The organism is Janthinobacterium sp. 344, from assembly GCF_900112025.1.
In the GTDB taxonomy this organism is placed as follows: domain Bacteria; phylum Pseudomonadota; class Gammaproteobacteria; order Burkholderiales; family Burkholderiaceae_D; genus Janthinobacterium.
This window is the reverse complement of record NZ_FOKL01000004.1, coordinates 195,232-221,363: the sequence shown is the minus strand read 5'-3', so window position 1 is coordinate 221,363 and position 26,132 is coordinate 195,232. Positions and strand designations below refer to the sequence as shown.

Annotated in this window: 19 protein-coding genes and 1 pseudogene; 9 read left to right on the top strand and 11 right to left on the bottom strand. The window is 65.7% G+C overall.

All coding sequences use genetic code 11. The features are described from left to right. Positions 1-23 precede the first annotated feature (23 nt). From BM193_RS13320 to BM193_RS13310, 3 genes are read right to left on the bottom strand one after another with little or no spacing between them, the layout of a single operon-like run. Positions 24-1,895 carry a J domain-containing protein gene (locus tag BM193_RS13320; RefSeq protein WP_139176041.1) on the bottom strand — a complete coding sequence of 624 codons (1,872 nt, stop codon included), beginning with the start codon at positions 1,893-1,895 and terminating at the stop codon, positions 24-26. 12 nt (positions 1,896-1,907) lie between these two features. Next, positions 1,908-3,617 (bottom strand): molecular chaperone HscC, encoded by a 1,710-nt coding sequence (locus tag BM193_RS13315; protein WP_092796462.1) that lies wholly within the window; start codon positions 3,615-3,617, stop codon positions 1,908-1,910. Continuing rightward, entirely contained in the window at positions 3,617-5,614 is a 1,998-nt protein-coding gene (locus BM193_RS13310; RefSeq protein ID WP_092796460.1) for a DNA topoisomerase IV subunit B, read from the bottom strand. Before BM193_RS13310 ends, BM193_RS13315 begins: the two co-directional genes overlap by 1 nt. Before the next feature lie 463 nt (positions 5,615-6,077). On the opposite strand from BM193_RS13310, the gene kdpF reads away from it, so the two are divergent. The 7 genes from kdpF (at position 6,078) to BM193_RS13275 (ending at position 15,047) form a co-directional block, all read left to right on the top strand. After that, entirely contained in the window at positions 6,078-6,167 is a 90-nt protein-coding gene (kdpF, locus tag BM193_RS13305; RefSeq protein ID WP_034746483.1) for a K(+)-transporting ATPase subunit F, read from the top strand. Further along, on the top strand, positions 6,167-7,972 hold the full coding sequence (kdpA, locus tag BM193_RS13300) for a potassium-transporting ATPase subunit KdpA (RefSeq protein WP_092796458.1): 1,806 nt from the start codon (positions 6,167-6,169) through the stop codon (positions 7,970-7,972). Before kdpF ends, kdpA begins: the two co-directional genes overlap by 1 nt. A gap of 9 nt (positions 7,973-7,981) precedes the next feature. Next, positions 7,982-10,060, top strand: coding sequence for a potassium-transporting ATPase subunit KdpB (kdpB, locus tag BM193_RS13295; RefSeq protein WP_092796456.1), 2,079 nt, complete (start codon positions 7,982-7,984; stop codon positions 10,058-10,060). 10 nt (positions 10,061-10,070) lie between these two features. After that, on the top strand, positions 10,071-10,646 hold the full coding sequence (gene kdpC, locus BM193_RS13290) for a potassium-transporting ATPase subunit KdpC (protein WP_092796454.1): 576 nt from the start codon (positions 10,071-10,073) through the stop codon (positions 10,644-10,646). A 76-nt stretch (positions 10,647-10,722) separates the two neighbouring features. Beyond that, the gene (locus BM193_RS13285; protein WP_092796452.1) at positions 10,723-13,470 is read left to right on the top strand and encodes a DUF4118 domain-containing protein; all 2,748 of its coding nucleotides are present in this window, start codon (positions 10,723-10,725) and stop codon (positions 13,468-13,470) included. Continuing rightward, positions 13,467-14,165: a two-component system response regulator KdpE gene (kdpE, locus tag BM193_RS13280; RefSeq protein WP_092796450.1), complete on the top strand. Its 699-nt coding sequence runs from the start codon at positions 13,467-13,469 to the stop codon at positions 14,163-14,165. The genes BM193_RS13285 and kdpE overlap by 4 nt, the downstream gene beginning before the upstream one ends. 132 nt (positions 14,166-14,297) lie before the next feature. Next, positions 14,298-15,047 carry a TorF family putative porin gene (locus BM193_RS13275; RefSeq protein ID WP_092796448.1) on the top strand — a complete coding sequence of 250 codons (750 nt, stop codon included), beginning with the start codon at positions 14,298-14,300 and terminating at the stop codon, positions 15,045-15,047. 91 nt (positions 15,048-15,138) lie between these two features. On the opposite strand, the gene BM193_RS13270 is transcribed toward BM193_RS13275, so the two are convergent. The 3 genes from BM193_RS13270 to BM193_RS13260 are packed head-to-tail and all read right to left on the bottom strand — an operon-like array spanning position 15,139 to position 17,007. After that, a complete protein-coding gene (locus tag BM193_RS13270) occupies positions 15,139-15,690 on the bottom strand; it encodes a division plane positioning ATPase MipZ (protein WP_092796446.1) in 552 nt (183 codons plus the stop codon). Beyond that, on the bottom strand, positions 15,668-16,699 hold the full coding sequence (dapA, locus tag BM193_RS13265; protein WP_092796444.1) for a 4-hydroxy-tetrahydrodipicolinate synthase: 1,032 nt from the start codon (positions 16,697-16,699) through the stop codon (positions 15,668-15,670). The genes BM193_RS13270 and dapA overlap by 23 nt, the downstream gene beginning before the upstream one ends. Beyond that, positions 16,696-17,007, bottom strand: coding sequence for a hypothetical protein (locus BM193_RS13260; protein WP_254786109.1), 312 nt, complete (start codon positions 17,005-17,007; stop codon positions 16,696-16,698). The genes dapA and BM193_RS13260 overlap by 4 nt, the downstream gene beginning before the upstream one ends. 218 nt (positions 17,008-17,225) lie before the next feature. Here BM193_RS13260 and BM193_RS13255 point away from each other — a divergent pair, with 218 nt between their 5' ends. Both BM193_RS13255 and BM193_RS13250 read left to right on the top strand, forming a co-directional pair. Beyond that, positions 17,226-18,230, top strand: a complete 1,005-nt coding sequence (locus tag BM193_RS13255) for a gamma-glutamyl-gamma-aminobutyrate hydrolase family protein (RefSeq protein WP_175533274.1) — start codon at positions 17,226-17,228, stop codon at positions 18,228-18,230. Then, positions 18,227-19,306, top strand: coding sequence for an alginate lyase family protein (locus BM193_RS13250; RefSeq protein WP_092796442.1), 1,080 nt, complete (start codon positions 18,227-18,229; stop codon positions 19,304-19,306). The genes BM193_RS13255 and BM193_RS13250 overlap by 4 nt, the downstream gene beginning before the upstream one ends. Here BM193_RS13250 and BM193_RS13245 read toward each other — a convergent pair whose 3' ends face one another. The 5 genes and pseudogenes from BM193_RS13245 to BM193_RS13230 form a co-directional block, all read right to left on the bottom strand. After that, complete coding sequence (locus BM193_RS13245; protein ID WP_092796440.1) at positions 19,307-21,778, bottom strand: TonB-dependent siderophore receptor; 2,472 nt, start codon at positions 21,776-21,778, stop codon at positions 19,307-19,309. 94 nt (positions 21,779-21,872) lie between these two features. Next, the gene (locus tag BM193_RS29125) at positions 21,873-22,625 is read right to left on the bottom strand and encodes a FecR family protein (RefSeq protein WP_302847641.1); all 753 of its coding nucleotides are present in this window, start codon (positions 22,623-22,625) and stop codon (positions 21,873-21,875) included. Positions 22,626-22,706: 81 nt separating this feature from the next. Continuing rightward, positions 22,707-23,189, bottom strand: a pseudogene (locus tag BM193_RS29120) (sigma-70 family RNA polymerase sigma factor); the annotation flags it as partial. Positions 23,190-23,551: 362 nt separating this feature from the next. Next, positions 23,552-24,682 (bottom strand): YbdK family carboxylate-amine ligase, encoded by a 1,131-nt coding sequence (locus BM193_RS13235; RefSeq protein WP_092796438.1) that lies wholly within the window; start codon positions 24,680-24,682, stop codon positions 23,552-23,554. Continuing rightward, positions 24,683-25,870, bottom strand: coding sequence for a cation:proton antiporter (locus tag BM193_RS13230; protein ID WP_175533272.1), 1,188 nt, complete (start codon positions 25,868-25,870; stop codon positions 24,683-24,685). Between the last annotated feature and the right edge of the window lie 262 nt (positions 25,871-26,132).

Genomic DNA, 26,132 nt, shown 5'->3' with positions numbered 1-26,132 from the left:
GGCGTTTGAATTCTTGGGGCCGATTATGACAGCCCGCTTGCTGGTGCGGACCTGCGCTGCTGCAGATACAGGTGACGCACGGTGAAATACAGGACGGACAGCGCCAGTACGGCGCTCAGTTTGATGATCGCCTGGACTGGCGGCCCGCCGGCTTGGCCGGCGAGCAGGAAGGTGGCGGCCGCGGGCGTGATGACCAGTGGCCATGCGGCGCGCCAGTTCAGTTCGAAAGGCGCAAACAGCATGCCGATGCAGGACCAGGCAAACAGCATGGCACCCAGCATATGCGCAGGGGCGGCATGCAGGTGGATGGCCAGGAACGCGACGGCGCAGCCGATGATCCAGGCGGCGCGCAGGCGCGGCAGGAGGTGCGCGGGACCGCCGCAATCGAGATACAAACCGGCCATCGAGCGCAGCGCCAGCACCTGCACGCAGAACAGCAGCATGATGCCGTCGCTCATTGCCAGGCCGGTATCGGCCTTGTCCAGCGTGAACACCATGCTTGCCGCAAAGGCGATCAGGATGCAGGCGAGCAGGCGTCCGCGCAGCAGCGCGTGGTTGGCTTTTACCGCCAGCAGCGCCGTGATGCACAGCCCCACCGAGGTGGCGATGCGCAGCGGCGCGGCCGGCGCGGGCATGAACAGCAATAGCGCCAGGCACAGGAAGGGCATCAGCCAGCCCAATTGCCCCAGGCCGGGATGCGTGCGCAGCACCGGCAGGCAGGCATGCAGTTCCTCCCGCAACGAGGCCATCCAGGCATAGGCGGACGCCGGCTTCTGCCATGCGTGCATGGCCAGGAGCAGGAATGCCAGCGCCTGGAATCCCAGCAGGCTGGCATAGGCGCCCATGTCGCCCAGTGTGACGCCGGCCGCATCGAGCACGCCGGACAGCATGAAGTGCAGCGCGAAGCCCAGGCCGCACGAGGCGAGCGCCGTCTGCTTGAAGTAGCGCCTGGAGAAAACCGCCTGCTCCCATTGCTCGAACAATGCCATATCGAGTTTATAGGCCAGCATTTCGCCATGCTGCCAGCGTATCGCCTGCAGCAGCTCGCGCAGCTGCTGGTTGAATTTCTGATCGAACAGCTGGCGCGTGTAGGCCGATGGCGATTGCTGCGACATGATGCAATCGAGGCCAGGATAGCTGTCGCGGTGGTCGCTGAAATGGGCAAACGAGCGGTCGGCCCGGTAGCGTTGCACGGCGCCGCGCACCAGGTCCGCGTGGCTGCGCGCCAGGTAGGAAAAATCGTGCTCCCAGCCCAGTTGTTCGAACAGGGCCTGGCGCAGCGACAGGTCATAGCCGGCGCTGGCGCAGTAGCGCAGCGCGCACAGGTCGAATTCCTCGCGCACGTCGAGGTTCAGCATGGCGTCGTCCTGCAGCATGCGGGCCAGCACTTCGCCGGCATCGGCGTGCCGCGTCAGCGCCAGGCAGCCTTGCCACAGATTGGCCGCTTCCTGCGCCGGATCGATGGCGACCACGCCCCATTGTTCCGGGGGGCGCGGCTCCGGCTGCTGTTCCTGCGCGATGACGCCCCACAGTTCCGCCGGGGCTTCTGGCGCATCCGCTTCCTCCCGCCGCGCGTCGGCGATGACGCCCCACAGTTCGGCCGGCCGCCCTGGCGGGGTATCGGCCGGCGCTTCAGGCGCGGCCGCTGGAGCCGCCCCGGCATCGGCCGTCGCGGTGTCGCCTTCTTCCTGTTCCTGCTCCTGCAGGTCGGCGGCGATCAGGTGCGCATGGCGCAGCGCATATTCATACGCGTCGCGCAGTTCCTGGAAGGCGGCCGGGTCGTCCTCGGGGCGCGTCACTTTCAGGCGCTTCGCATACGCGCGCTTGAGTGCGCGCTCGTCGCCCGTCGGTTCCGTGCCCAGGATCTCCCACAGACCACGCGTCGCGTTGTGCATGCCGCCGTCCATTTAGAGAAAACTCTCGCTCTCGACCTGGCGCAGCACGTCGTCCAATGCATGGCGCGCCTTGCGGATGGTGGACGGGTCCTGCGATTCGAGCGCGGCCTGGAAGTTGGCCGTATGCGCGGCCAGGTACTGGCGCACGTCGCCCAGCGACTGTTCGTACAGGCGGTCGGCGCGCGAAATCAGCGTGCGGTTTTCCATCTGTTCGCGCGGGTGGATCTTCAGGTCGGCCAGTTCGGCAAAACGCTGCTCGATCTGCTCGGCCGTCATCACGCCAGCGTTGTCGCTGATGACCATCTTGTGCTTTTCCTGGGTGGCCAGCACCGTCACTTCCGCTTCCAGCACGCCGCTGATGTCATAGGTGAAGCGCACGTCGATGCCGATCTCGCCCGCTTTTTTTGCCGGAATCGGGAAGCTGATTTTGCCCAGGAAGACGTTATCGGCCACCAGGCGCGATTCGCCCTGGAAGATCGCGACGTTGATTTCCTTCTGGTTATCGTGGATGGTGACGATATTTTCCGTGCGCGAGACGGGCACCACGGAATTGCGTTCGATGATGGGCAGGTAATGGCCGCCTTCATACTGGTTCGGGCCGACCTGGCGCGAAATCGAAATGCCCAGCGAATACGGCGCCACGTCCGTCATGACCACTTCGTCGAGGGCCGCGTCGCGCATCTTCAGGCCCGCCTGCACGGCGGCGCCCAGCGCCACGGCTTCGTCCGGGTCCAGGTGAATGGCAGGGAAGCGGCCGAACATGCGCGAAACGAGCTTGCGCACCAGCGGCATGCGCGTGGCGCCGCCGGCCAGCACCACTTCATCGAGTTCCGCCGCGCGGATGGTGGCGTCGCGCAGCGCGCGCTCCACGGGCAGGCGCAGGCGCGCCAGCAGCGGCTCGCACAACTGCGCCAGCTTGTCTTCGCCGATCTCCCAGCTGTATTCCTGCTCCAGGTAGCGCGTGGCCATGCGCACGGACGGCTGCTCCGACAGCAGGCGCTTGGCCCGTTCCGCCTCGTCGCGCAGCAACTGCTGCTGGCGCGGGTCGAGCAGGCGGCTGCCGACGGCACTGCGCAAGCCGCTGCCTTCCATGAAGGCGTCGACCAGCACGCTGACAAAGTCTTCGCCGCCGAGGAAATTGTCGCCGGCCGAGGCGCGTACTTCCATCACGCCTTCGAACAGCTCCAGGATCGACACGTCGAAGGTGCCGCCGCCCAGGTCGAAGACGAGGAATTTGCTTTCCTGTTCCTTGTCGCGGATGCCGTAGGCCAGCGCGGCGGCCGTCGGCTCGTTTAGCAGGCGTTCCACGCGCAGGCCCGCCAGCTGGCCGGCGATGCGCGTGGCCTTGCGCTGCGCATCGCTGAAATACGCGGGCACGGTGATGATGGCTTCCTCGACCTTGTGGCCCAAAAAGGCCTCGGCATCTTCCTTCAGCGCGCGCAGCACCATCGACGACAGCTCTTCCGGGCGGAATTGCTGCGTGCCGAGCGTGATCTTCTTTTCGCTGCCCATGTAGCGCTTGAAGACCGCCGCCGTCAGCTGCGGGTGCGTCTGCAGGCGCTCGCGCGCGGCGCGGCCCACCAGCACGGTGCCATCGTCATCGATGCTCACGCACGACGGCGTCAGGTGTTCGCCCAGGGCGTTCGGGATGATGCTCGCCTTGCCGTCGCGCCAGATGGCGGCCAGGCTGTTGGTGGTGCCAAGGTCGATGCCGATGATCATCAGATATCCGCCTCCGCCTCATTGCCGTGTTCCTCGATCCAGGCGCGGCGCCCTGCCGCCTCGCCTTTGCCCATCAGCATATTGAAGCGGGCGGCCGACGTCATGTGGTCGATTTCGCCCAGGGTCACGGGCAGCAGGCGGCGCGTGTCCGGGTTCATCGTCGTTTCCCACAACTGCTCCGCGTTCATCTCGCCCAGGCCCTTGAATCGCGAGATCGACCAGGCGCCCTGTTTCACGCCTTCCTTGCGCAGCTTGTCCTCGATGGCCAGCAGTTCGCCGTCGTCGAGCGCATAGATTTTCTGCATCGGCTTCTTGCCGCGCGCCGGCGCGTCGACGCGGTACAGGGGCGGACGGGCGATGCAGATATGGCCCTTGTTGATCAGCGCGGGGAAGTGCTTGAAGAACAGCGTCAGCAGCAATACCTGGATGTGCGAGCCGTCCACGTCCGCGTCCGACAGGATGCAGATCTTGCCGTAGCGCAGACCGGACAAATCGGGTGTGTCGCCGATGCTGTGCGGGTCGACGCCGATGGCGACGGCAATATCGTGGATCTCGTTATTCGCGAACAGGCGGTCGCGGTCCGTTTCCCACGAGTTCAGCACCTTGCCGCGCAGGGGCAGGATGGCCTGGAATTCCTTGTCGCGGCCCATCTTGGCCGAACCGCCAGCCGAGTCGCCCTCGACGAGGAACAGTTCATTGCGCGTGATGTCCGACGATTCGCAGTCGGTCAGCTTGCCCGGCAGGACGGCCACGCCCGAGGATTTTTTCTTTTCCACTTTTTGCAGCGAGCGCTGGCGCGACTGCGCCTGCTTGATCACGAGATCGGCCAGCTTCTTGCCATAGTCGACGTGCTGGTTCAGCCACAGTTCCAGCGGCGGCTTGGTGAAGGTCGAGACCAGGCGCACGGCGTCGCGCGAGTTCAGGCGTTCCTTGATCTGGCCCTGGAATTGCGGGTCCAGCACCTTCGCCGACAGCACGAAGGATGCGCGCGCGAACACGTCTTCGGGCAGCAGCTTCACGCCCTTGGGCAGCAGCGAGTGCATCTCGACGAAGTTTTTCACGGCGCCGAACAGGCCGTCGCGCAAGCCCGATTCGTGCGTGCCGCCATTCGACGTAGGAATCAGGTTGACATACGATTCGCGCACGATGGCGCCTTCTTCCGTCCACGCCACCACCCAGGCCGCGCCTTCGCCTTCGGCAAAGCCTTCGGAGTCAGGTCCCGCGTACTGCGCGCCTTCGAACAGGGGAATCAGGGTTTCGCCGTTCGATACCTGCGCCAGCGTTTCGGTCAGGTAGCCGCGCAAGCCTTCCGCGTACTGCCACGTCTGCGTATCGCCTGTTTTTGCATTGGTCAGGGTGACGGTGACGCCGGGCAGCAGCACGGCTTTCGAGCGCAGCAGGCGTTGCAGTTCCGTTTGCGAGATATTCGGCGAGTCAAAATACTTCGGATCGGGCCAGGCGGTGACGCGCGTGCCCGATTTTTTGCCGTCGCGCGGGGCCGGGCGGGAATGCAATGGCTCGATCACGTCGCCGTTGGCGAACACCATGTGATGCAGGCCATTGCCGTCGCTTTCCTTGCGCCAGACGGTGATTTCCAGGCGCGAGGACAGCGCATTGGTGACGGACACGCCGACGCCGTGCAAGCCGCCGGAGAACGCGTAGGCGCCGCCCGAGCCCTTGTCGAACTTGCCGCCCGCGTGCAGCCGCGTAAACACGATTTCCACCGTCGGCACGCCTTCTTCCGGGTGCAGGCCGACGGGAATGCCGCGGCCATTGTCTTCGACGGTGATGCTGCCATCCGTGTTTTGCGTCACGGCGATATGCGTGCAATGACCGCCCAGCGCCTCGTCGGAGGCATTGTCGATCACTTCCTGAATGATGTGCAGCGGATTTTCAGTGCGGGTGTACATCCCCGGGCGCTGCTTGACGGGTTCCAGTCCCTTCAGGACACGGATGGATGATTCGCTGTAGTCGGATGCTGGTTTTTTAGTGGCCATACGTGTTCAAGCTAAATAAAGACTAGGGTTGGAACGCCAGGCCGGGGCACTGCGCGGCGCAGTGACAGCGGCGGCGATAACTGTATGAATATACAGTATATCCCGTCCAGCGTCACTGGGGGAGGGCAGTGCGGCAGGCTAGGCGTCCTTGTGCGGACGCTCGCGCATTCTATCTTGTCCCGCGAGCAATAGCGCTACTCCAGGGCAACAACAGTGCGCCGCGCGCGTGGTTTGGCGCCCATTGTGAAGGATTTTATGCGGTAAAGCCGCCGTTTTTACATCTTGTTTACAGCCGCCTCCCCAGTCTTTACGAATTTTTTAGACCCTTTTGGCTAATCTGCTCACTATCAAAACAAACCTGAATGAGGGTGGGAATGGACATCGTGTATCTCGGCTTGATTGCCGTTTTTTTCGTCGTGGTGGCCGGCTTTGCCGTCGCCTGCGACAAACTGGGGAGCGCCAAATGAATGCGTTTTATGTGCTGGGCGCCGTCGTCTCGGCCGGCCTGCTCGTGTATCTGCTGGTGGCGCTGCTGAAGGCGGAGGAACTGTGATGACGACGCAATCGATGCTGTTACTGGCCGCTTTCCTGCTCGTGCTGCTGGCCGCCGCCTATCCGCTGGGCCTGTACATGGCCAAGGTGGCCGGCGACGGCCCCGTGCGCGGCCTGGGCTGGCTGCAAACATTTGAAAACATGCTGTACCGCTGGTGCGGCCTGTCTGCCGACAAGGCCATGGGCTGGAAAAGCTACGCCATCGCCCTGATCGTCTTCAACACCGTGGGCGCCTTTTTTGTGTATGGCTTGCAGCGCCTGCAGGGCTTCCTGCCCTTGAACCCGCAGGGCCTGGGCGCCGTCAGCCCCGATTCCTCGTTCAATACCACCGTCAGCTTCGTCGCCAATACCAACTGGCAGGGCTACGGCGGCGAGCAGACCATGAGCTACCTGACGCAGATGCTGGGCATGGCGTGCCAGAACTTCTTCTCGGCCGCCACCGGCATCGCCGTGATCTTTGCACTGGTGCGCGGCTTTGCCTCGCGCTCGGGCAAGTCGATCGGCAATTTCTGGGTCGACCTGGTGCGCTCGACCCTGTACATCCTGCTGCCGCTCTCCCTGGCCCTGTCCGTGGTCTTCATGGGCGAAGGCATGATCCAGAATTTTTCCCCGTACAAGGAAGTGACCCTGCTCGACCAGGTGGCGTATGCAACGCCGAAGGTCGAGGCCGACGGCCAGGCCGTGCTGGACGCGGCCGGCAAGCCCGTGATGGAAGCGCAAGTGGCGACCACGCAGACCATCGCCATGGGGCCCGTCGCCTCGCAGGAATCGATCAAGCTGCTGGGCACCAACGGCGGCGGCTTCTTCAATGCCAATTCCGCCCATCCGTATGAAAACCCCACCGTGCTGTCGAACTTCCTGCAGATGCTGGCCATCTTCCTCATCCCCGCCGGCCTGTGCTTCACCTTTGGCCGCATGGTGGGTGACCTGCGCCAGGGCTGGGCCGTGCTGGCCGCCATGACCGTGATCTTCGTCGTCATGACGGCCGGCGTGATGAGCGCCGAGCAGCAAGCCAATCCCGCCCTGCAGGCGCTGGGCGTGGACCAGCAGGCCAGCAGCCTGCAGTCGGGCGGCAATATGGAAGGCAAGGAGACGCGCTTCGGCATCAGCTCCTCGACCCTGTTCGCGGCCGTGACGACGGCGGCATCGTGCGGCGCCGTCAATTCCATGCACGATTCCTACATGCCCCTGGGCGGCATGGTGCCGCTGCTGCTGATGCAGTTCGGCGAAGTGATCTTCGGCGGCGTGGGCACGGGCCTGTACGGCATGCTGATGTTCGCCATCCTGGCCGTCTTCATCGCCGGCCTGATGATCGGCCGCACGCCGGAATACCTGGGCAAGAAAATCCAGGCGTATGAAATGAAGATGGTCTCGCTGGCCATCCTGGTGACGCCGGCCCTGGTGCTGACGGGTACGGCCATCGCCGTGATGGTGGAACCGGGCACGGTGGGCGTGGCCAATCCGGGCGCGCATGGTTTTTCCGAGATCCTGTATGCCTTCACGTCGGCCGCCAACAACAACGGCAGCGCATTTGCCGGACTGTCCGCCAACACGCCGTTCTATAACGTGATGCTGGCGATCGCCATGTGGTTCGGCCGCTTCGCCGTCATCGTGCCCGTGCTGGCGGTGGCCGGTTCGCTGGCGGGCAAGCAGCGCCTGTCGGCCAATGCCGGCACCATGCCCACGCATGGCCCGATGTTCATCGGCTTGCTGATCGGCGTTGTCGTGCTGGTCGGCGTATTGAATTACGTTCCCGCGCTGGCCCTGGGCCCTGTGGTGGAACACCTGCAACTTTTCATCAAATAAGAGGCTACCATGTCACGCACAAGCCTGACTTTGTTCGATTCCGCACTGATCGGCCCCGCCGTCGTCGATGCGTTCAAAAAGCTCCACCCCCGCACGCAGTGGCGCAGCCCCGTGATGTTCGTCGTCTACGTGGGCAGCATCATCACGACCCTGCTGGCCATCCAGGCGCTGAATGGCCAGGGTGAAGCGCCGTTCGGCTTCATCGTCGCCGTCGCCGTGTGGCTGTGGTTTACCGTGCTGTTCGCGAACTTCGCCGAAGCGCTGGCCGAAGGGCGCAGCAAGGCCCAGGCGGCCTCGCTGCGCGCCCTCAAGCAGACGGTGATGGCGAAGAAAATGCAGACGCCGAAATACGGCACCTCCTGGCTGCCCACGCCGGCCACCGACCTGCGCCGTGGCATGACGGTGCTGGTCGAGGCGGGCGACGTGATTCCCGCCGACGGCGAAGTGACGGCCGGCGTGGCTTCCGTCGACGAAAGCGCCATCACGGGCGAGTCGGCGCCCGTCATCCGGGAATCGGGCGGCGATTTTTCGGCCGTCACGGGCGGCACCCGCGTCCTGTCGGACTGGCTGCTGGTGCGCGTTTCCGTCAACCCTGGCGAAGCCTTCATCGACCGCATGATCGCCATGGTCGAAGGCGCCAAGCGCCAGAAGACGCCGAACGAGATCGCCCTGACGATTTTACTGGTGGCCCTGTCGATCGTGTTCCTGATCGTTACCGTGACCCTGCTGCCGTATTCGCTGTTTTCCGTGGCGGCGGCAGGCAGTGGCACGCCGGTGACGATCACCGTGCTGATCGCGCTGCTGGTGTGCCTGATCCCGACCACCATCGGCGGCCTGCTGTCCGCCATCGGCGTGGCAGGCATGAGCCGCATGATGCAGGCCAATGTGATCGCCACGTCGGGCCGCGCCGTGGAAGCGGCCGGCGACGTCGACGTGCTGCTGCTCGATAAGACGGGCACCATCACGCTGGGCAACCGCCAGGCGTCGAGCTTCGTGCCGGCGCCCGGCGTGACGGAGCAGCAGCTGGCCGATGCGGCGCAGCTGGCCTCGCTGGCCGATGAAACGCCGGAAGGGCGCAGCATCGTCGTGCTGGCCAAGCAGAAGTTCAATATCCGCGAGCGCGAGATGGCCAGCCTGCACGCCACCTTCGTGCCCTTCACGGCGCAGACGCGCATGAGCGGCGTGGATATCGCGGGCGAACAGCAGGTGCGCCAGCTGCGCAAGGGGGCGGCCGACTCCATGAAAAAATACGTGGAAGCGCTGGGCCAGGCCTATCCGGACGAAGTGGCGCGCGCCGTCGACGATATCGCGCGCCGCGGCAGCACGCCGCTGGTGGTGGTCGACGATGGCCGCGTCATGGGCGCCGTGGAACTGAAGGATATCGTCAAGGGCGGCATCAAGGAGCGCTTCGCCGAACTGCGCCGCATGGGCATCAAGACCGTCATGATCACGGGCGATAACAAGCTGACGGCCGCCGCCATCGCCGCCGAGGCGGGCGTGGACGACTTCCTTGCCGAGGCCACGCCGGAAGACAAGCTCAAACTGATCCGCAGCTACCAGTCCGAAGGCCGGCTGGTGGCGATGACGGGCGACGGCACCAATGACGCGCCCGCGCTGGCCCAGGCCGACGTGGCCGTGGCCATGAACTCGGGCACGCAGGCGGCGAAGGAGGCGGGCAATATGGTGGACCTCGATTCGAATCCCACCAAGCTGCTGGAAATCGTCGAAATCGGCAAGCAGATGCTGATGACGCGCGGTTCGCTGACGACGTTCTCGATTTCGAACGACATCGCCAAGTACTTCGCCATCATCCCGGCGGCGTTTGTCGGCACCTATCCGCAATTGAAGGCGCTGGACATCATGCACCTGGCCAGCCCCGCCTCGGCCATCATGTCGGCCGTGATCTTCAACGCGCTGATCATCGTCGTGCTGATCCCGCTGGCCTTGAAAGGCGTGCAATACCGGGCCATCGGCGCGGCCAGCCTGTTGCGCCGCAACCTGCTGGTGTATGGCGTGGGCGGCATCATCCTGCCCTTCATCGGCATCAAGCTGATCGACATGCTGCTGTCCGCACTCAATCTCGTCTAAAGGAACCATCATGAGCACCATCGTACGTCCCGCCCTGGTCCTGTTTGCCGCGCTGACCGTGATCTGCGGCGTCGTCTATCCGTTTGCCACGGCCGGCATCGGGCAGCTGGCTTTCCATGACGAAGCCAATGGCAGCATCGTCGAACGCGGGGGCAAGCCCGTCGGCTCGCTGCTGATCGGCCAGTCGTTCACCTCGCCCAAGTACTTCTGGGGCCGCCCGTCGGCCACCGCGCCGATGGCGAATAATGGCGCCGGTTCGGGCGGCTCCAACCTGGGGCCGACGAATCCGGCCCTGGTGGACGCCGTCAAGTCGCGCATCGCCGCCCTGCAGGCGGCCGATCCGGGCAACCGCAACCCGATTCCCGTCGACCTGGTGACGGCGTCGGGCAGCGGCCTGGACCCGGAAATCAGCCTGGCAGGCGCCCTGTACCAGGCGCCGCGCGTGGCCCGCGTGCGCGCCATGCCGCTGGCGCAGGTGGAAAATGCCATCGCCAAGGTGCAGAAAACCGCGTATATCGGCTTTTTCGGCGAAGCGCGCGTGAATGTGCTGGAATTGAATCTGGCGCTCGATGCGGCCGCAAAGTAAGATGATACCGGGGTCAGACCCGTCGGGTCTGACCCCGGCCCTTGTTCTTGGGCCAATCGAAAATTATAAGATCCCCATGCTCCCCAACGACAGCCAACGCCCCGACCCTGACGCCCTGCTGGCACAGGTGCAGGCGCAGGAAAAGAAAGCCTCACGCGGCAGGCTGCGCATTTATTTCGGCGCTTCGGCCGGCGTGGGCAAGACCTACGCGATGCTGGCTGCCGCCCGCAAGCTGCTGGCCGACGGCCAGGACTTGCTGGTGGGCGTGGTGGAGACGCACGGGCGCCAGGATACGGCGGCCCTGCTCGATGGCTTGCCCGTGCTGCCTTTGAAGGCCATCGAGTACCGCGGCAAGACCCTGTTCGAGTTCGACCTCGACGAAGCGCTGCGCCGCGCGCCGCCCCTGATACTGATGGATGAACTGGCGCACTCGAACGTGGCCGGTTCGCGCCATCCGAAGCGCTGGCAGGATGTCGAGGAATTGCTGGCCGCCGGCATCGACGTGCTGTCCACCGTGAACGTGCAGCACCTGGAAAGCCTCAACGACGTGGTGGGCGGGATCACGGGCGTGCGCGTGGCCGAAACCTTGCCCGACACGGTGTTCGACCGCGCCGATGAAGTGGTGCTGGTCGATATTCCCGCCGATGAACTGCTGCGCCGCCTGAAGCAGGGCAAGGTGTACCAGCCGCTGCAAGCCGAGCGGGCGTCGCAAAACTTTTTCCGCAAAGGCAATCTGATCGCCCTGCGCGAACTGGCCTTGCGTCGCACGGCCGACCGCGTGCAGGACGACGTGCAGGCTTACCGCGTCGAGAAATCGATCAATCCCGTGTGGAAGACGGGCGCCGCGCTGCTGGCCTGCGTGGGGCCGCGCGCCGGGGGCGAGCACGTAATCCGCAGCACGGCGCGCCTGGCCAGCCAGCTGAACGCCGAATGGCATGCGCTGTACGTGGAAACGCCGCGTCTGCAGCGCCTGCCGGCGCCCGAACGCGAACGCATCCTGAAAACCCTGAAGCTGGCGCAGGACCTGGGCGCGCGCACGGCCATTGTACCGGCGGGCGACATCGCCGCCGCCGTGGTCGAGTATGCGCGCAATGCGAACATCTCGAAAGTCATCGTCGGACGTGGCCGTGGCAGCGGCGGTGCGCTGGCGCGCCTGTGGAGTGCGCCGCCGGCCGTGCGCATGGCCAGCCTGGCGCCCGATATCGACCTGGTCGAAGTGGGCTTGCCGCCCGCCGACAGTGCGCCCCGGCCCGGTGCGGACGCGGATGGCTCTGCCGCGCGCCGGCCTTCGCGCCACTGGCGCTACATCCTGGCAGCGGGCGCCAGCCTGGCCACGGCCATCGCCTGCGTGCCGCTGCAGCCCTATCTTGACCTGGCCAACATCGCCATGCTGTCCTTGCTGACGGTGGTGCTGGTGGCCGTGCGCCTGGGGCGCGGGCCGGCGGCATTGGCCAGCCTGGTGGGCGTGGCCTGCTTCGATTTCATCTTCGTGCCGCCGCGCTTTTCCTTTGCCGTCGGCGATTTCCAGTACGTGATCACCTTTGGCGTGATGCTGGCCGTGGGCCTGATCACGGGCCACCTGACGGCGGGACTGCGCTTCCAGGCGCGCGTGGCCTCGCACCGCGAAGCGCGTGCCCGTGCCCTGTACGAGTTTTCGCGCGAATTGTCCGGCGTGCTGCAGACGGAGCAGATCTTCGACATCACGAAAAACGCCATCGAGCGGGCCTTCCGCGCGCGCGCCACCCTGCTGCTGCCCGACGATGAAGGACGGTTGCAGTCCACTGGCGGTGCGGAGCAACTGGACATGGGTATCGCCCAGTGGGCCTTCGACCATGCGCAGGCGGCCGGCACGGGCACCGACACCTTGCCCGCTTCGCCGATTTTCTATCTGCCGCTGATCGCGCCCATGCGCACGCGCGGCGTGCTGGCGCTGCTGCCCTTGCAGGCGCCGCAGCACGGACGCTGGCTGCTGGTGCCGGAACAGCGCCAGCACCTCGACACCTTCGCCGCGCTGGCGGCCATCGCCCTCGAACGCGTGCACTACATCGACGTGGCGCAAGGCGCGCTGCTGCAGATGGAATCGGAACGGCTGCGCAATTCGCTGCTGGCGGCCCTGTCGCACGACTTGCGCACGCCCTTGACGTCGCTGGTCGGCCTGGCCGAATCGCTGGCCCTGTCGCGGCCGGCCTTGTCGCCCGCGCAGCTGGACATGGCGCGTTCGCTGCAGGCCGAGACCGTGCGCATGAGCGCCCTGGTGGCGAACTTGCTGGACATGGCGCGCATCGAGAGCGGCAATGTGCGCTTGAACCTGCAATGGCAGGCGCTGGAGGAAGTGGTGGGCAGCGCGCTGCGCGCCAGCCGTCCGCAACTGCAGCAGCACACAGTGCAGACGCAGCTGGCGCCGGACTTGCCGCTGGTGCGCTATGACGCCGTGCTGGTCGAGCGCGTGCTGTGCAACCTGCTGGAAAACGCGGCCAAGTACACGCCGCCGGGCAGCACCATCACCATCGGGGCCAGGACGCACGGCCAGTTTTTGCAGGTGACGGTGCTTGACGATGGCCCCGGCCTGCCAGCGGGCCGCGAAGAGGCCATTTTTGAAAAATTCACGCGCGGCGAGCGCGAATCGAACAAGCCGGGCGTGGGGCTGGGACTGGCCATTTGCCGCGCCATCGTCGAGGCCCATGGCGGCACCATCCACGCGCAGCCGCCGGCGCCGGGACAGGGCGCCGCCCTGGTATTTACCTTGCCGCTGGGGACTCCTCCGGCCTTGCCGGAAACGGAGCCGGACGAGGCAAACGACTTTGAAACAGGAAAACCATCATGAATGAACCTTCCGCCACTGCCCTGCTGGTCGAGGATGAACCGCAAATCCGCCGTTTCGTGCGCGCCGCGCTGGAAGAAGAGGGCTGGCAGATTTTCGAGTCGGCCACCATGCAGCGGGGCCTGATCGACGCGGGCACGCGCCGGCCCGACCTGATCGTGCTGGACCTGGGCTTGCCCGACGGCGATGGCATCGATTTCATCAGCGACATCCGCAAATGGTCGGCCGTGCCCATCATCGTGCTGTCGGCGCGCGTCGACGAGCAAGACAAGATCCGCGCGCTCGACGCGGGCGCGGACGACTATCTCACCAAGCCGTTCGGCGTGGGTGAACTGCTGGCCCGCGTGCGCGCCACCTTGCGTCGCCAGCGCCAGCCTGCCGCCAGCGACGATGGCGTGGTGCAGTTCGGCGACGTGCGCGTGGACCTGAAGGATCGCCTGGTGACGCGCAACAAGCAACTGGTGCACATGACGCCGACGGAATTCCGCCTGCTGTCCGTGCTCGTGAAAAACGCCGGCAGGGTCGTCACCAATCCGCAGCTGCTGCGCGAGGTGTGGGGGCCGTCGAACGGCGAGAATGGCCACTACCTGCGCATCTACATGGGGCATTTGCGCCAGAAGCTGGAAGCCGATCCGGCCCAGCCGCAGTACCTGCTGACGGAAACGGCGGTCGGCTACCGCTTGCTGCTGCCGCTCTAACCCCTTTTATTTCCCCTGTTTGCAAACAGGCGCCGCGCGCGCCAGGGGGACGCTTTACCTCTTTTTTTTGCAGCGGCGGGCCAGCTGCGCCATGTTGGCAAAGGCCCATACCACCCATGAAGAAGAAAAACCATGAACAAAATGCTACTTGCACTTGCCGTCGCCACCGCTTTTACCGGCAGCCTGGCCCACGCGGACGAGGCCAAGCCGGACAATGAAATCAGTTTCAACGTGGCCGGCGTGTCCGATTACCGCTATCGGGGCATTTCGCAGACGCGCCTGAAGCCTGCCCTGCAGGGCGGCGTGGATTACGTCAACAACCCGACGGGCCTGTATGCGGGCGCCTGGGCCTCGACCATCAAGTGGACCAAGGACGCGGGCGGCAGCGGCGACGTGGAAGTGGACCTGTATGCGGGCAAGCGCGGCCAGTTGAACGAGGCGATCGGCTATGACGTGGGCGTGCTGGCGTACGTGTATGCGGACAACGGCTTGAAGCATATCGCCGGCCTGGCCGACGCGGACACGCAGGAAATCTACGGCCAGCTGTCGTACGGCCCCGCCTACGTCAAGTATTCGCATGCCATCTCGAACCTGTTCGGCATCGTCAACAGCAAGAACAGCGGCTATCTGGATATCGGCGCGAATATCGACCTGACGAATGGCTGGACCGGCAACCTGCACGCGGGCCACCAGAAGGTCAAAAACAATGATGCATCGAGCTACACGGACTGGAAGGTGGGCGTGACGCGCGACTTCGGTTTTGTCTCGGGCGCGATGGCCGTGATCGGCACGAACGCGGGCAAGGCCGCCTATGCCTCGCCCGTGAATGGCAAATTCATGGGCAAGACGGCGTTGCAGCTGACGGTGAGCAAGACGTTTTAACTGACTGAGATGAGACGGGAGGCGGCGCATGCGCCGCCTTTTTTTGCACCACGGGGTCAGACCCGTCGGTTCTGACCCCAGCTGTCGAGAGCTATGCTGCGCGGTGATGGTTGTCGAAGACGGCACAATACAGTTGTCCGAAGCCGACCACGCGGGCCGCCGGAATCCGCGCGGCCAGCGCATGGGCGGCGGCAGGGTGCGTGTCGGTGGCCAGCAGCACGCGCAGGTCCGGGTTGACGCTGCGCGCATGGGCGATGCGGCGCGCCAGGCCAGCCTGCGCGGCGGCGTCCGCGGCACCGTCCAGCGGCACCACCAGCACGCGCGCGGCGCAGAGGGCCGAGCGGCTGCCCATGGAGTCGCGGCCTTCGCTGTCGATGACGATGTCGTGGTAGCAGTGCACCAGGTGCTCCAGTTCCGGCTGCAAGCCCTTGGCGCTGATGGCGCGCGCCATCAGGCGGGGCGACGTCACGCTGCCGCGCATGCCGCCGGCGCGCAGGGTCCCTGCCTGCGCCAGGGCTGTCTGGCGCGGATCGGCGTCGAGCAGCAGCACCTTGCGTCCGGCCAGCGCGCGCGAGGCGGCCAGCCGTCCGGCAATGATGGATTTTTCCATCCCTCCCCGTTCATCCGTGATGGCGATGATCATCTTGGCGCACGGCTGGCATGATATTGGCGGCGGAAACCAGCTGCAACAGGCAGCCTTCGCGTGCTTCCTCCTTGTCGCTGGCCGTCCAGAAGGGCAGCTCCATCAGCGGCTCCAGCGCGTCGGCCAGCGCGGCCTGGCCTGCGGCCGACATTGGCGTCATCGGCAGGCGCAGCTCGTCGCGCACCTTGCCCTGCATGGCCAGCGCCGCCTTCACGGGAGCGGGATTGGGTTCGGAAAACAGCAGGCGGATGACGGGCAGCATGGCCTTGAACAGGGCGCCGGCGGCGCCGTGGCGGCCGTGCCTGACCAGGTGGTACAGCTGCGCATACAGGTCGGGGCGCACCTGGGCGGCGGCCGACATGGCGCCGTGGCCGCCCATGGACAGGCTGGCCAGCAGCAGCGCATCGTCGCCGCACAGCACGTCCAGGCGCGTCTCGAGCAGCAGTTCGGCGAACTGCTGCAGCGAGCCGCCCGCTTCCTTGATGGCGACGAAGTGCGAGTCGCGCGCCAGCAGGGCGGCCGTGGCCGGCATGATCTGCACGCCCGTGCGCGCCGGCACGTTGTACAGCACGATGGACTGGTCGGTGGCGCCGGCGATGGCCTGGAAGTGGCGCACGATGCCGTCCTGCGACGGGCGCACATACGCGGGCGCGGAGATCAGCAGGCCGGCCAGCGGATGGTCGTTGTAGCGCTGCACCGTGGCGACGACCTGGCGCGTATCGCTGCCGCCCACGCCCATGACGACGGGGAGGCGGGGGCCGACGGCTTCGAGCACGCTGTCTAACAGCAGGCTGTGTTCGCGCGCGTCCAGCATGGCCGCTTCGCCCGTGGTGCCGCAGACCACCAGGCCGTCGATGCCGCTGGCGGCCAGGTCGCTGGCCAGCTGCTGGGCCGCATCGAGATCGAGTTCGCCCGAGCGGAATGGCGTGACCATCGGCACCCAGATGCCCTGGAAGTGCGCGGTGATGCGCGAGCAGGACATGGCATGTTCGCTGGCGTACTGGTTCATGCGGATTTCCCCTGGCTGATGCGGCCAAATTCCGCCGCTGGCAACAGCCGCATGACGGCATCCATGGTCAGGCGCAGGGCCGGTTCCGGCACGCACAGCCATACTTTCATGCGTTCGGCATGGTCGACCGCCTCGACGCGCATGAACGACAGCATGCTGCCGCAGGTCTGCACGACGAGCTGGCGCAGCTGGGCCAGGCAAGCCGTGTCGACGGTGATATGCATGAGAAAGACGGGCAGGCGGGGATGGCGGTGGGGTAAAGGATGGCTGGCGGTGTGGCGTATGGCTTGGCGTGTATCGGGTTCCATGGCGGCTTTGCAGCGGTGGTTGAGGTACGTTCAAGATTAGCAGCGGGGGCGTAAAGATTCTCTAAAAAGCGCGGCCGCCGGCGTAAACGGGCTGTATGCAGGGGGCGCTGGCCTGTTGCGCGGATGCCCCGCGGGTACGCTTTTGTTACAAAATTGAATCGTGCTTTCGAAGGCGGGGGTTTATATTGAAACCGTCTCCGCTTTCAGTCAGCCCCGCCATGTCAGACGAAAAAGATCCCCCGCTGTCTCCTTCCCCCGAACCCGCCGCGCCAGAGCCGGCAGCGGCGCGGCCCGACCGGGTCGGCCGCGCCACCGATGACGAGCACCGCGCGCGCGACGCGGCGCCGCGCTACCTGAAGGATAACGACACGCCGCTGGCGCTGGCCTGGCGGGTGATCACCTCGCGCTACCGCTCCATGCGCGACAAGGCCAGCCGCGACTTCATGCGGCGCACCCTGCGCATCGGCATCTCGGCGCGCATTTTCCACCCGGAGCCGGGCGCCACTGGCCTGCGCAGCAAGAATCTGCAGTACCTGGAAGAGTCGATCGCCCAGTGGGTCATGTCGCGCGACGTGCTGGTGTTCATGATCCCGACCGTCAATACCAGCGGCCTGCTACACCCGAGTAACATCACCCTGCGCCACTATGCGCGCCACCTGGATGGCCTGGTGCTGCAGGGCGGCGCGGACGTCTCGCCGCAGACGTATTCCGAAACGGCCACGCGGCCCGAATGGAGCGGCGACCGCGCGCGCGACCTGTACGAGCTGGAACTGCTGCACGAATTCGTCGACGCGGGCAAGCCCGTGCTGGGCATTTGCCGCGGCTGCCAATTGATCAACGTGGGCTTCGGCGGCACCCTGTACCAGGACATCGCCTCGGACGTCGAGGGCGCCACCTCGCACGTCAACGCCCTGTATGCCCGCCACCGCCACAGCATCGTCTTCCCGAAAGGCTCGTCGCTGGCCGGCCTGTTCCCGAAGACGGGCGAGGCGCTGGTCAATTCCATCCACCACCAGTCTGTGAAAGACCTGGGGCGCGACATCACGGTGGAAGCGTATTCGCAAGGGGACAATATCGTCGAGGCCATCCGCTACCAGCGGGCGCGCTTCGTCATGGGCTTGCAGTGGCACCCGGAATTCCATTCGGCGGGCGGCGTCGAGCTGCTCGACTGCACGCCCATCCTTGATAATTTTCTGCGCGCGGCGCGGGAGACGCGGTTTTGAGCGCGCACCTGCTCCGCCGGCGCTCCGTGCTGGCCGCCCTGCTGGCGCTGCCCCTGGCCGGGCTGCGCGCCGCGCCGCGCCCGCACGAGGAAGCGCTGGCGTTCGCGCTGACGTCCGCCGCGCGCGCCCGCACGCTGAAGGCGCGCGTGGAACCGGCCATCGCCGGACAGGTGCTCAAGGCGGCCCGCAAGGATGTGGCGCGGCCCGTGCACCTGATGGCGGAAGTGCGCACGGGCGGCCTGCTGAAGGGCGAGGGCGGGCGCGAGACCAGCCAGCAGGCGCAGGAAGACTGGCGCCAGGCGCGGCTGCAGGCGCTGGCCTGGCGGCTGTCGGGCGACATGACGTACTTCGAGAGCGCGCGCCAGCTGGTGCTGGCCTGGAGCAGCGGCTATGCACCTTCGTTCAGTCCCGTCGACGAGACGGAGCTGGCCAGCCTGCTGATGGGCTTTGACCTGATACAGGAACGCCTGAACGGCGTGGAGCGCGAACAGGTAAGGGCCTTTTGCCGCACCCTGGCACAGGGCTACCTCAGTGATCCCGTCAAGGTGGGCGGGCCATCGACAGCGCGCAATAACTGGCACAGCCACCGCATCAAGATCGGCACGGCCGCCGCCTATGCCACGGGCGAGGCGCTGCTGATCGCGCGCGCCAGGGAGCGCTTCCTGGCGCACATACCGCGCAATATCGGCGCCGGCGGCGTGCCCTTCGACTTCGAGCAGCGCGACGCCCTGCATTACACCACCTACAGCCTGGAGCCGCTGCTGACGACGGCGCTGATGGCGCAGGCGCACGGCGATGACTGGTATGGCGCGCCGGAAGCGAAGCGCCTGGCCGAGGCGCTGGCCTGGCTGTCGCCGTATGCGCAGGGCAAAAAGACGCACGAGGAATTTGCGAAAAGCGTCGTGCCGTTCGACCGCAAGCGGGCGGCGGCCGGCGAAAAGGGTTTTACGGGGAACTGGGAGCCGAAGGGCGCCGCCAACGTCTACCTGCTGGCGGCGCGCTTCGACCCCGCTTACCTGTCCCTGGCGCTGGAACTGCGCCCGCCAGCCTGGGCGCTGGCGCTGTATGCAAGTTGATTAAAACTTCGTGCGCACGGTGAACATCACGTTGCGCGGTTCGCCGTAGAAGCCCGTTTCGAACAGGCCCAGGCCCGTCAGGTACTTCTTGTCCATCAGGTTGTTCACGTTCAGGCTGGCCGTGACGTTCTTGCTGATCTCGTAGCGGGCCAGCAGGTTGACCAGCGCGTAGCTGCCCTGTTTGACGTGCGTGTAGTCTTCGGCGGCCGGATTCCACAGCTTGCCGTAATAGCTGCTTTGCCAGTTGATGCCGCCGCCCACGGTGAGCTTGTCCAGGCTGGCGGGCAGGCGCCAGCTGCCTTGCACGCGCACCAGGTGGGCCGGCTGCGTGGTTTGCAGCATGGTGGAAAACACGTCCTTGCCATCCGCATCGCGCACGTGCGAATACGTGTAGCCGGCGCTCAGTTTCACGTCCTTGGCCACTTCGCCCGTCACTTCCATTTCCAGGCCACGGCTGGTGATGCCGTCGATGGCCTCGTAGGCTTCCTCGCCATTCACGCTGCCCACATAGCTGGCCACATTGCTCTGGCGGATCTGGAAGACGGCCGCGCTGGCATTGACCTTGCCGTCCAAATATTCAGCTTTGACGCCCGCCTCGAAACCCTTGCCGCGCACGGGCGAGAGGAACCGCCGGTTCACGTCGCGGTTGCTCTGCGGCGCGAAGATGCTCGTGTAGCTGCCAAAGACCGAGTATGTCTTGTCGAGATCGTAGACCACGCCCGCATATGGCGTGATGACGTTGCTCTCCTTGATGCGCGAGGTGATGTCGCTGGTCGTGCCGTCGAAGAAGCTGCGGTCCTGGTCCTGCTGGTAGCTGCTCACGCGCGCGCCGACGATGACGGACAGCGCATCGACGGGATGCAGGCGCACGGCGCCATACAGGCCGCTCTGGCGCGTGCTGTCGTTGTCATTGCCCAGGCGCTTGAAGGCCGGTTCCGCGTACTGGCCGCGCCAGTCGAAATAGCTGCCTTCGACGGGCGGATAGATCGATTCGTAGACCGGACCATCCTGCTTCGCGCTGGAATGGGAGTAGCCGAACATGGCTTCATGCTGGCGGCCAAAGGCGGTGAACGGGCCGCTGGCATCCACGTTGACGGTGGTCTGGCGGCGGTCGCCCTTGTATTTGCCCATGAAGAAATACGCGCCTTCGCCCGTGACGGGGTCGGGATTGCCGCCGCTGGCCGAACCGAGCACGCTGTCATGCTTGCTGCGCAGCTGATTGGCGCTCAGCTTGATTTTCCAGTCGTTGGCGAAACTGTGTTCCAGCGACGAGAACAGGGTGGTGTTCTGCATGTCGCGCCGGCTCCAGTCCGTGGCCGGGTTCCATGAGGTGGGGAAATCGGTGCGCGAACCATCGGAAAACAGCACGGGGAAGCCCGTCCAGGTCGAGCCGCGCGGCTTGTAGTCCTGGTGCGTGAAGCCGGCCGTCAGCAGGGTCACGGGCGTCAGGTCCGCCTCGATGATGCCGTAGGCGACCGCCTTCCGCTGCTTGTAGCGGTCCAGGTAGGAATGCCTGTCCTGGTAGGCGCCCACCAGGCGGCCGCGCACCGTGCGGCTGGCGTTCAAGGGCCCGGAGACATCGACCTCGCCGCGGTAGTTGTCCCACGAGCCGGCGCCCAGGGTGGCCGCGCCCGCGAATTCGGCGGTGGGTCGCTTGCGCACCATGTTGACGGTGGCCGACGGGTCGCCCGTGCCGCTCATCAGGCCCGTGGCGCCTTTCAGCACCTCGATGCGGTCATAGATGGCCATGTCGCTGTTGGTCGTGCCCCAGTCGTACACGCCGTCATAGATGGCCGAGACGCCGTCGTACTGGAAATTGGTGACGGCGAAGCCGCGCGCCTGGAAGCTCCAGCGGTCGCTGTCATAGTTTTGCACGCTCACGCCATTGACGTTTTTCATGACGTCGGACACGGCGTTGCTGTTCTGGTCATCCATCTGCTGGCGCGTGACAATGGTCAGCGATTGCGGCGTTTCGCGCTGCGTCAGGGCCAGGCCCGTGGCGCCGCTGGCGGGGCCGCCCGTGTAGCTGCCCGTGCCGCTGGTGGCGGCGCTGCGCTCGGCCGCCGCCACCACGGTGACGCCGCTCATGACGGCCACGCCGCGGCTGTCCGCCGTGGATGCGCCCGCGCTGGCGGGGATTTTCTGCAGCAGGTAGCCGCCATTCGGCTGCGGCACGGCTTGCAGGCCGCTGCCGGCCAGCAGCACGCGGAAACCGTCTTGCACGCCATAGCTGCCTTGCAGGCCGGCGCTGCGCAAGCCTTGCGTGGCCTCGCTGGAGAACGACAATAAAATGGCGCTGTCGCTGCCGAAGCGCGTCAGCACGTCGCCCAGCGCGCCGGCGGGGATGCTGTAGGCGCGTACCTGCTGGCTTTGTGCCTGGGCCTGCGCCGGCAGTGTGAGGGCCATGCCGATCTGCGACAGGGCGCAGGCGAGGACGGTGCGGGTAAGGAGGGAACGCGAAGCGTGATGCATGGACTAAAACCTTTCGTGGATGCGCAAGATGGAGACTGCCTATCTTCCAGGTCACGCGAGCACGCTCAAACAGCTCACTTTGCGGAAAATATTCCTAGCGCTGCGCCAGTTCGATCCGGACGACTTGCCGGCCCCAGAAGCGCGTGACGGTATGGCGCCGCAGCTGCAGGCTGGCGCTGACGGCGTCGAGGACGGCATCGACGTCGGCCAGCGGGTAGGAACCGGAGACGCGCAAGCCGGCGCTGGCCGGCGCGCAGCCCAGCGGATGAGCGCTGTAGCGCGACAGCTCGGCGAGGAAATCGGCCAGGCGCATGTCGCGCGCCACCAGCATGCCATTGAGCCACGCGCCGCCGTATGGCGCCAGGGCCTGGCGGTGATAGCCGTCACTGTCGAAATGCGCGCCTTCGCCGGGACGCAGCACCAGGCGCGCGCTGCCGTCGCCGGCCAGCACGGCGACGGCGCCTTCGAGCACGCCGGTGCTGGCGTATTGTTCGTGCAGGCGCACCGTGAAGCGCGTGCCCAGCGCCTGCAGGCCGCCATGCGGCGTGCCGACGAAGAACGGCCGCTGCGCCGCATCCTTGCCGGTGGCGATGAAGATTTCGCCGGCCAGCAGTTGAATCTGGCGCCGGTCGCCGCTGTAATCGACATTCACGGCGCTATCCGTGTTGAGCGTGAGCTGCGTGCCGTCGGCCAGGGCTACCACGCGGCGCTGGTTGATGCCGGTGCGGTAGTCGGCCGTCCAGCTGCGCCACGGGCTGCGGCGTTCGAACGCGTACAGCGAGGCGCCGCAGGCCAGCAGCAGTGCCAGGGTCTTGACGGCATGGCGGCGCGGCGCATTCGCCTGCACGCAGGCGCGCAGCAAAGTCGCGTGCAGGGCGGGCGGCAGGTGTTCGTGCTGCAGTTGCAGCTGCTGCCACGCCTGCGTGGCGCTGCCGGCCCGCTGCAGGTGGCGTTTGACGGTCGCCAGCGAGATGCCGAGCTGGCGCGCGATGTCCTCCTGCGGCAGTTCGTCGAGCTGGCGCAATAAAAAGGCCCGCTTGACGGGCGGCGGCAAGCCATCGAGCATGCGGTCGAGCTCAAACACGGTCGCCAGCAGCAGCGCGCGGTCCTCGGGCGACGGGGCGTGCAGGGGCGGCAACTGGGCCAGCACCTCCAGGTAGGCTTCCTCGAGTTTCTGCCGCCGGTAGTGGTTGAACAGCACGCGCTGCGCGACGGTGGCGAGAAAGGCGCGCGGCTCGCGCGCGGCGACGGCGTCTTCGCGGTCGAGCAGGCGCACGAAGGTGTCCTGCGCCACGTCGGCCGCGCACGCCGTGCTGCCCAGCTTCTTGCGCAGCCAGCCTTGCAGCCAGCCGTGGTGGTCGGCGTACAGTGTCGCGATTTCCTGGCGGTGTAGCGGCTCTGCCAGCGGCATCGCGTTCCCCTTGCATGGCCGGCCCGGCTGGGCTGGATCGTTGGTTTAAACAATAATAAGAATCATTCTCACTTATTGTAACAAGCGGGGGTGGGCGCTGTAAATGACGGGAAGACGCGGTGTGGTTTTTTGGGTTGACGTGGTTGGCGTGGTTGCGCCTGATTGCACCCCAAAAGCAAGATCTGGGGTCGGACCCTGAGGGGCGGGAGTGAACGGGCCACGTTGCTGGGGTAAAGGTCACGATGACTGGCAAAACCGTCGCGAGCGGAAGGGAGAGGTGGCTGAGAAGCGCAACCGTACGCAGGTACGGTGAGCATCGCAGGCCGCCTATGCCGACGCGCAGCAGGTTTGGCCAGGCATCTTCAGTAATTCATGGGTTCGCCTCGGAAGCAGCGGATCGCCGCATCGACCATGCCTTCGGCGCTGCCCTGCAAGCTGTGCTGCTTGCGCAGGTATTGCGCGTCGCTCCATTGCTTGGCCACGTCCGACAGGTGCTTCAGCGCCTGCGTGCTGCCCAGCGCCTCGGCGTGCGGCTCCATCTTGCGCAAGGTGGTCATGATGTCTTCGCGCAGCGACATCGTCTCGTAGGTTTTCGGATGCGTGATGGCGCCATCGAGGCCGAAGCGGCAGGCCTGGAAGCGGTTGTAGTTGTACACGAGGTAATCGTCTTCCACGGGCGGCGCTTCCTTCTGTTCCAGCAGATAGCGGCACAGGGCCTGCAGGTAGGCGGCCAGCGCGGCGGCCCGCTCCACCGTCAGCGGCGTGTCGCACACGCGCAGCTCGATGGTGCCGAATTCCGGCTTGGGCCGGATATCCCAGTAAAAATCCTTCATGCTCTTGATGATGCCCGTGTTCTCCATCTTGGCGAAATACTCGTTGGAGAACTGTTCCCAGCTCAGGGTGAATGGCGCGCGGCCGCTCATGGGAAAGGCGAACACGGAGTTCAGGCGGGCCGAATCGAACAGGGTGTCGCGCCCCTGCACGTAGGGCGAGGACGCCGAAAGGGCGATGAAGTGAGGGATGTAGCGGTTCAGCGAATGCAGCAAAAACATGGCGTCGTCGCCCGAGGCGCAGCCGATGTGCACGTGCTGGCCGAAGATGGTGAACTGCTTGGCCAGGTAGCCGTACAGTTCCGAGATTTCCTGGAAGCGCGGCTTGGAAAAGATCTTTTGCGAAGACCATTGCTGGAACGGGTGCGTGCCGCCGCCGGCGATGCCGATATTGAGCTTGTCGCCGGCCGTCACCAGGGTGTCGCGGATTTCCTGCAACTGCTCCAGCAGCGGGCCGTGATGCGTATGCACGCTCGAGTTAATTTCGATCATGCTCTCGGTGATCTCGGGCGTGACATTGCCGGGGAACGGTTTCTTGTTCAGCAGATGCAGCAGGTCGGGGCTGGCGGCCGTCAGGTCGTAGTCCGACAGGTTCACCAGTTGCAGTTCGAGTTCGACGCCGAACGTCAGGGCGGCCGATTGGCCAAAGGGTTCCAGCGGCATTTAGCGCTCCTTGATTTCGTGGGTTTCTTTTGCCAGCATCAGCACGCGCTGCACCAGCACGGGGCCGACCAGTTCCAGGCCCAGGGTGACGGCGGCCAGCGCATTCAATTCGTCGCCGAAGTTCACGCCGTGCTGGCGCGCGTGTTCGAGCAGCAGGATGATGAAGACGGAGACGGGCGTCAGCGCCACGCCCGTCAGCACGCCCTTGCGCCAGGAAATGCCGCTGACGTGCGAGAAGGCGGCCACGCCGACCACTTTCGTCAGCAGGCGGCCGCCGACGACGGCCAGGGCCAGGCCCGCGCCGGCCGTCACGCTGGCCCATTCCAGGGTCGAGGCGGCATACACGAACAGCAGCACCGTCAGCAGTTCGCCCAGCGCGCCGAAGTTGCGCTGCGCCTGGCTGAAGGCGACGCGGCGGTGGCGCGCCACCAGGCCGAAGGTGAGGGTGGCCAGCAGCGGCGACAGGCTGGTGGTGTAGGTCAGGGCGACGAGCAGCATCACCGACAGCGCGAACGCCACGGTGGCATCCTGCGCCATGTTGCCCAGGCGGCGCAGCATGGCCGGCACGACGATGCCGAAGACGGTGCCGGCGGCCACGGACGCGGCCAGCACGGCGGCGCTGCTGCTGGTCGCCTCGATCATGTCCGTGGAGCTCTGGAACATCCAGAAGCCGACGATGATATTGAACATGAAGACGGCCAGCACGCAGTTCAGGGCCGTCAGGTGGACGATGCGTTCCGTGACCTGGCCCGAGCTGCGTTCCTCGTTAATCACGCGCATGATGGTGGCGGGCGAAGTGGACATGGCCAGCGAGGCGAGCAGCAGCGCCGTCATCGAGGTGGAACCGAATTCGATGCCGATGAAGTAGACGACGCCAAAGGTCAGAAAGGATTCGACCAGGCCCGTGACGGCGATCCAGGGATTGTTTTTCAGCCAGCGCAGGTTGATGCGGTAGCCGACCTCGAACAGGATCAGGCCAAAGGCCACGTCGGCCAGCACGAGCATGGGGCCGGCGTCCGTCTGCGGCAGGATGCCGACCTGGGTTTGCGCCAGGATGAAACCGATCACGCCATAAAAACTGATGCGCGGCAGACCAGTCCAGCGGTGACCGAACTCGCCGACGACCCAGGCCAGGGTAATGGCGAACGGCCAGGACAGGTCGGCGGCGATCGAGATTAGACTTTGCATGCTCATTCCTTTGAAATTGCGCTGGCACCGGCCGGCAGCATGGAGGCTGGCGCGGCAACGGCATGGTGCAGCGATGGTGCATTGTTTGCGCAGCGCGATGCGCCGATTCTACCGGAGCAGATGGCGCGCACGATGTGCGCAATCGAACAGTGCCACGGCCATGGCGGCCGGCCACAAGATGCAGCGGGGCGGGCATGCCGGTATCGATGGCGCGCCGCCCGTGGCGGAGATGCTCCGCACGCTTGTTTCTACCGCAGTGTAC

Excerpts from the sequence above, each read along its gene's own strand:
- BM193_RS13260 (WP_254786109.1), bottom strand. The coding sequence starts at position 17,007 with ATGGAACCCGATACACGCCAAGCCATACGCCACACCGCCAGCCATCCT.
- BM193_RS13275 (WP_092796448.1), top strand. The coding sequence starts at position 14,298 with ATGAACAAAATGCTACTTGCACTTGCCGTCGCCACCGCTTTTACCGGC.
- BM193_RS13255 (WP_175533274.1), top strand. The coding sequence starts at position 17,226 with ATGTCAGACGAAAAAGATCCCCCGCTGTCTCCTTCCCCCGAACCCGCC.
- kdpA (WP_092796458.1), top strand. The coding sequence starts at position 6,167 with ATGACGACGCAATCGATGCTGTTACTGGCCGCTTTCCTGCTCGTGCTG.
- kdpC (WP_092796454.1), top strand. The coding sequence starts at position 10,071 with ATGAGCACCATCGTACGTCCCGCCCTGGTCCTGTTTGCCGCGCTGACC.
- BM193_RS13310 (WP_092796460.1), bottom strand. The coding sequence starts at position 5,614 with ATGGCCACTAAAAAACCAGCATCCGACTACAGCGAATCATCCATCCGT.
- BM193_RS13315 (WP_092796462.1), bottom strand. The coding sequence starts at position 3,617 with ATGATCATCGGCATCGACCTTGGCACCACCAACAGCCTGGCCGCCATC.
- dapA (WP_092796444.1), bottom strand. The coding sequence starts at position 16,699 with ATGAACCAGTACGCCAGCGAACATGCCATGTCCTGCTCGCGCATCACC.
- BM193_RS13270 (WP_092796446.1), bottom strand. The coding sequence starts at position 15,690 with ATGATCATCGCCATCACGGATGAACGGGGAGGGATGGAAAAATCCATC.
- kdpE (WP_092796450.1), top strand. The coding sequence starts at position 13,467 with ATGAATGAACCTTCCGCCACTGCCCTGCTGGTCGAGGATGAACCGCAA.
- BM193_RS13285 (WP_092796452.1), top strand. The coding sequence starts at position 10,723 with ATGCTCCCCAACGACAGCCAACGCCCCGACCCTGACGCCCTGCTGGCA.
- BM193_RS13320 (WP_139176041.1), bottom strand. The coding sequence starts at position 1,895 with ATGCACAACGCGACGCGTGGTCTGTGGGAGATCCTGGGCACGGAACCG.
- BM193_RS13230 (WP_175533272.1), bottom strand. The coding sequence starts at position 25,870 with ATGCAAAGTCTAATCTCGATCGCCGCCGACCTGTCCTGGCCGTTCGCC.
- kdpF (WP_034746483.1), top strand. The coding sequence starts at position 6,078 with ATGAATGCGTTTTATGTGCTGGGCGCCGTCGTCTCGGCCGGCCTGCTC.
- kdpB (WP_092796456.1), top strand. The coding sequence starts at position 7,982 with ATGTCACGCACAAGCCTGACTTTGTTCGATTCCGCACTGATCGGCCCC.
- BM193_RS13245 (WP_092796440.1), bottom strand. The coding sequence starts at position 21,778 with ATGCATCACGCTTCGCGTTCCCTCCTTACCCGCACCGTCCTCGCCTGC.
- BM193_RS13235 (WP_092796438.1), bottom strand. The coding sequence starts at position 24,682 with ATGCCGCTGGAACCCTTTGGCCAATCGGCCGCCCTGACGTTCGGCGTC.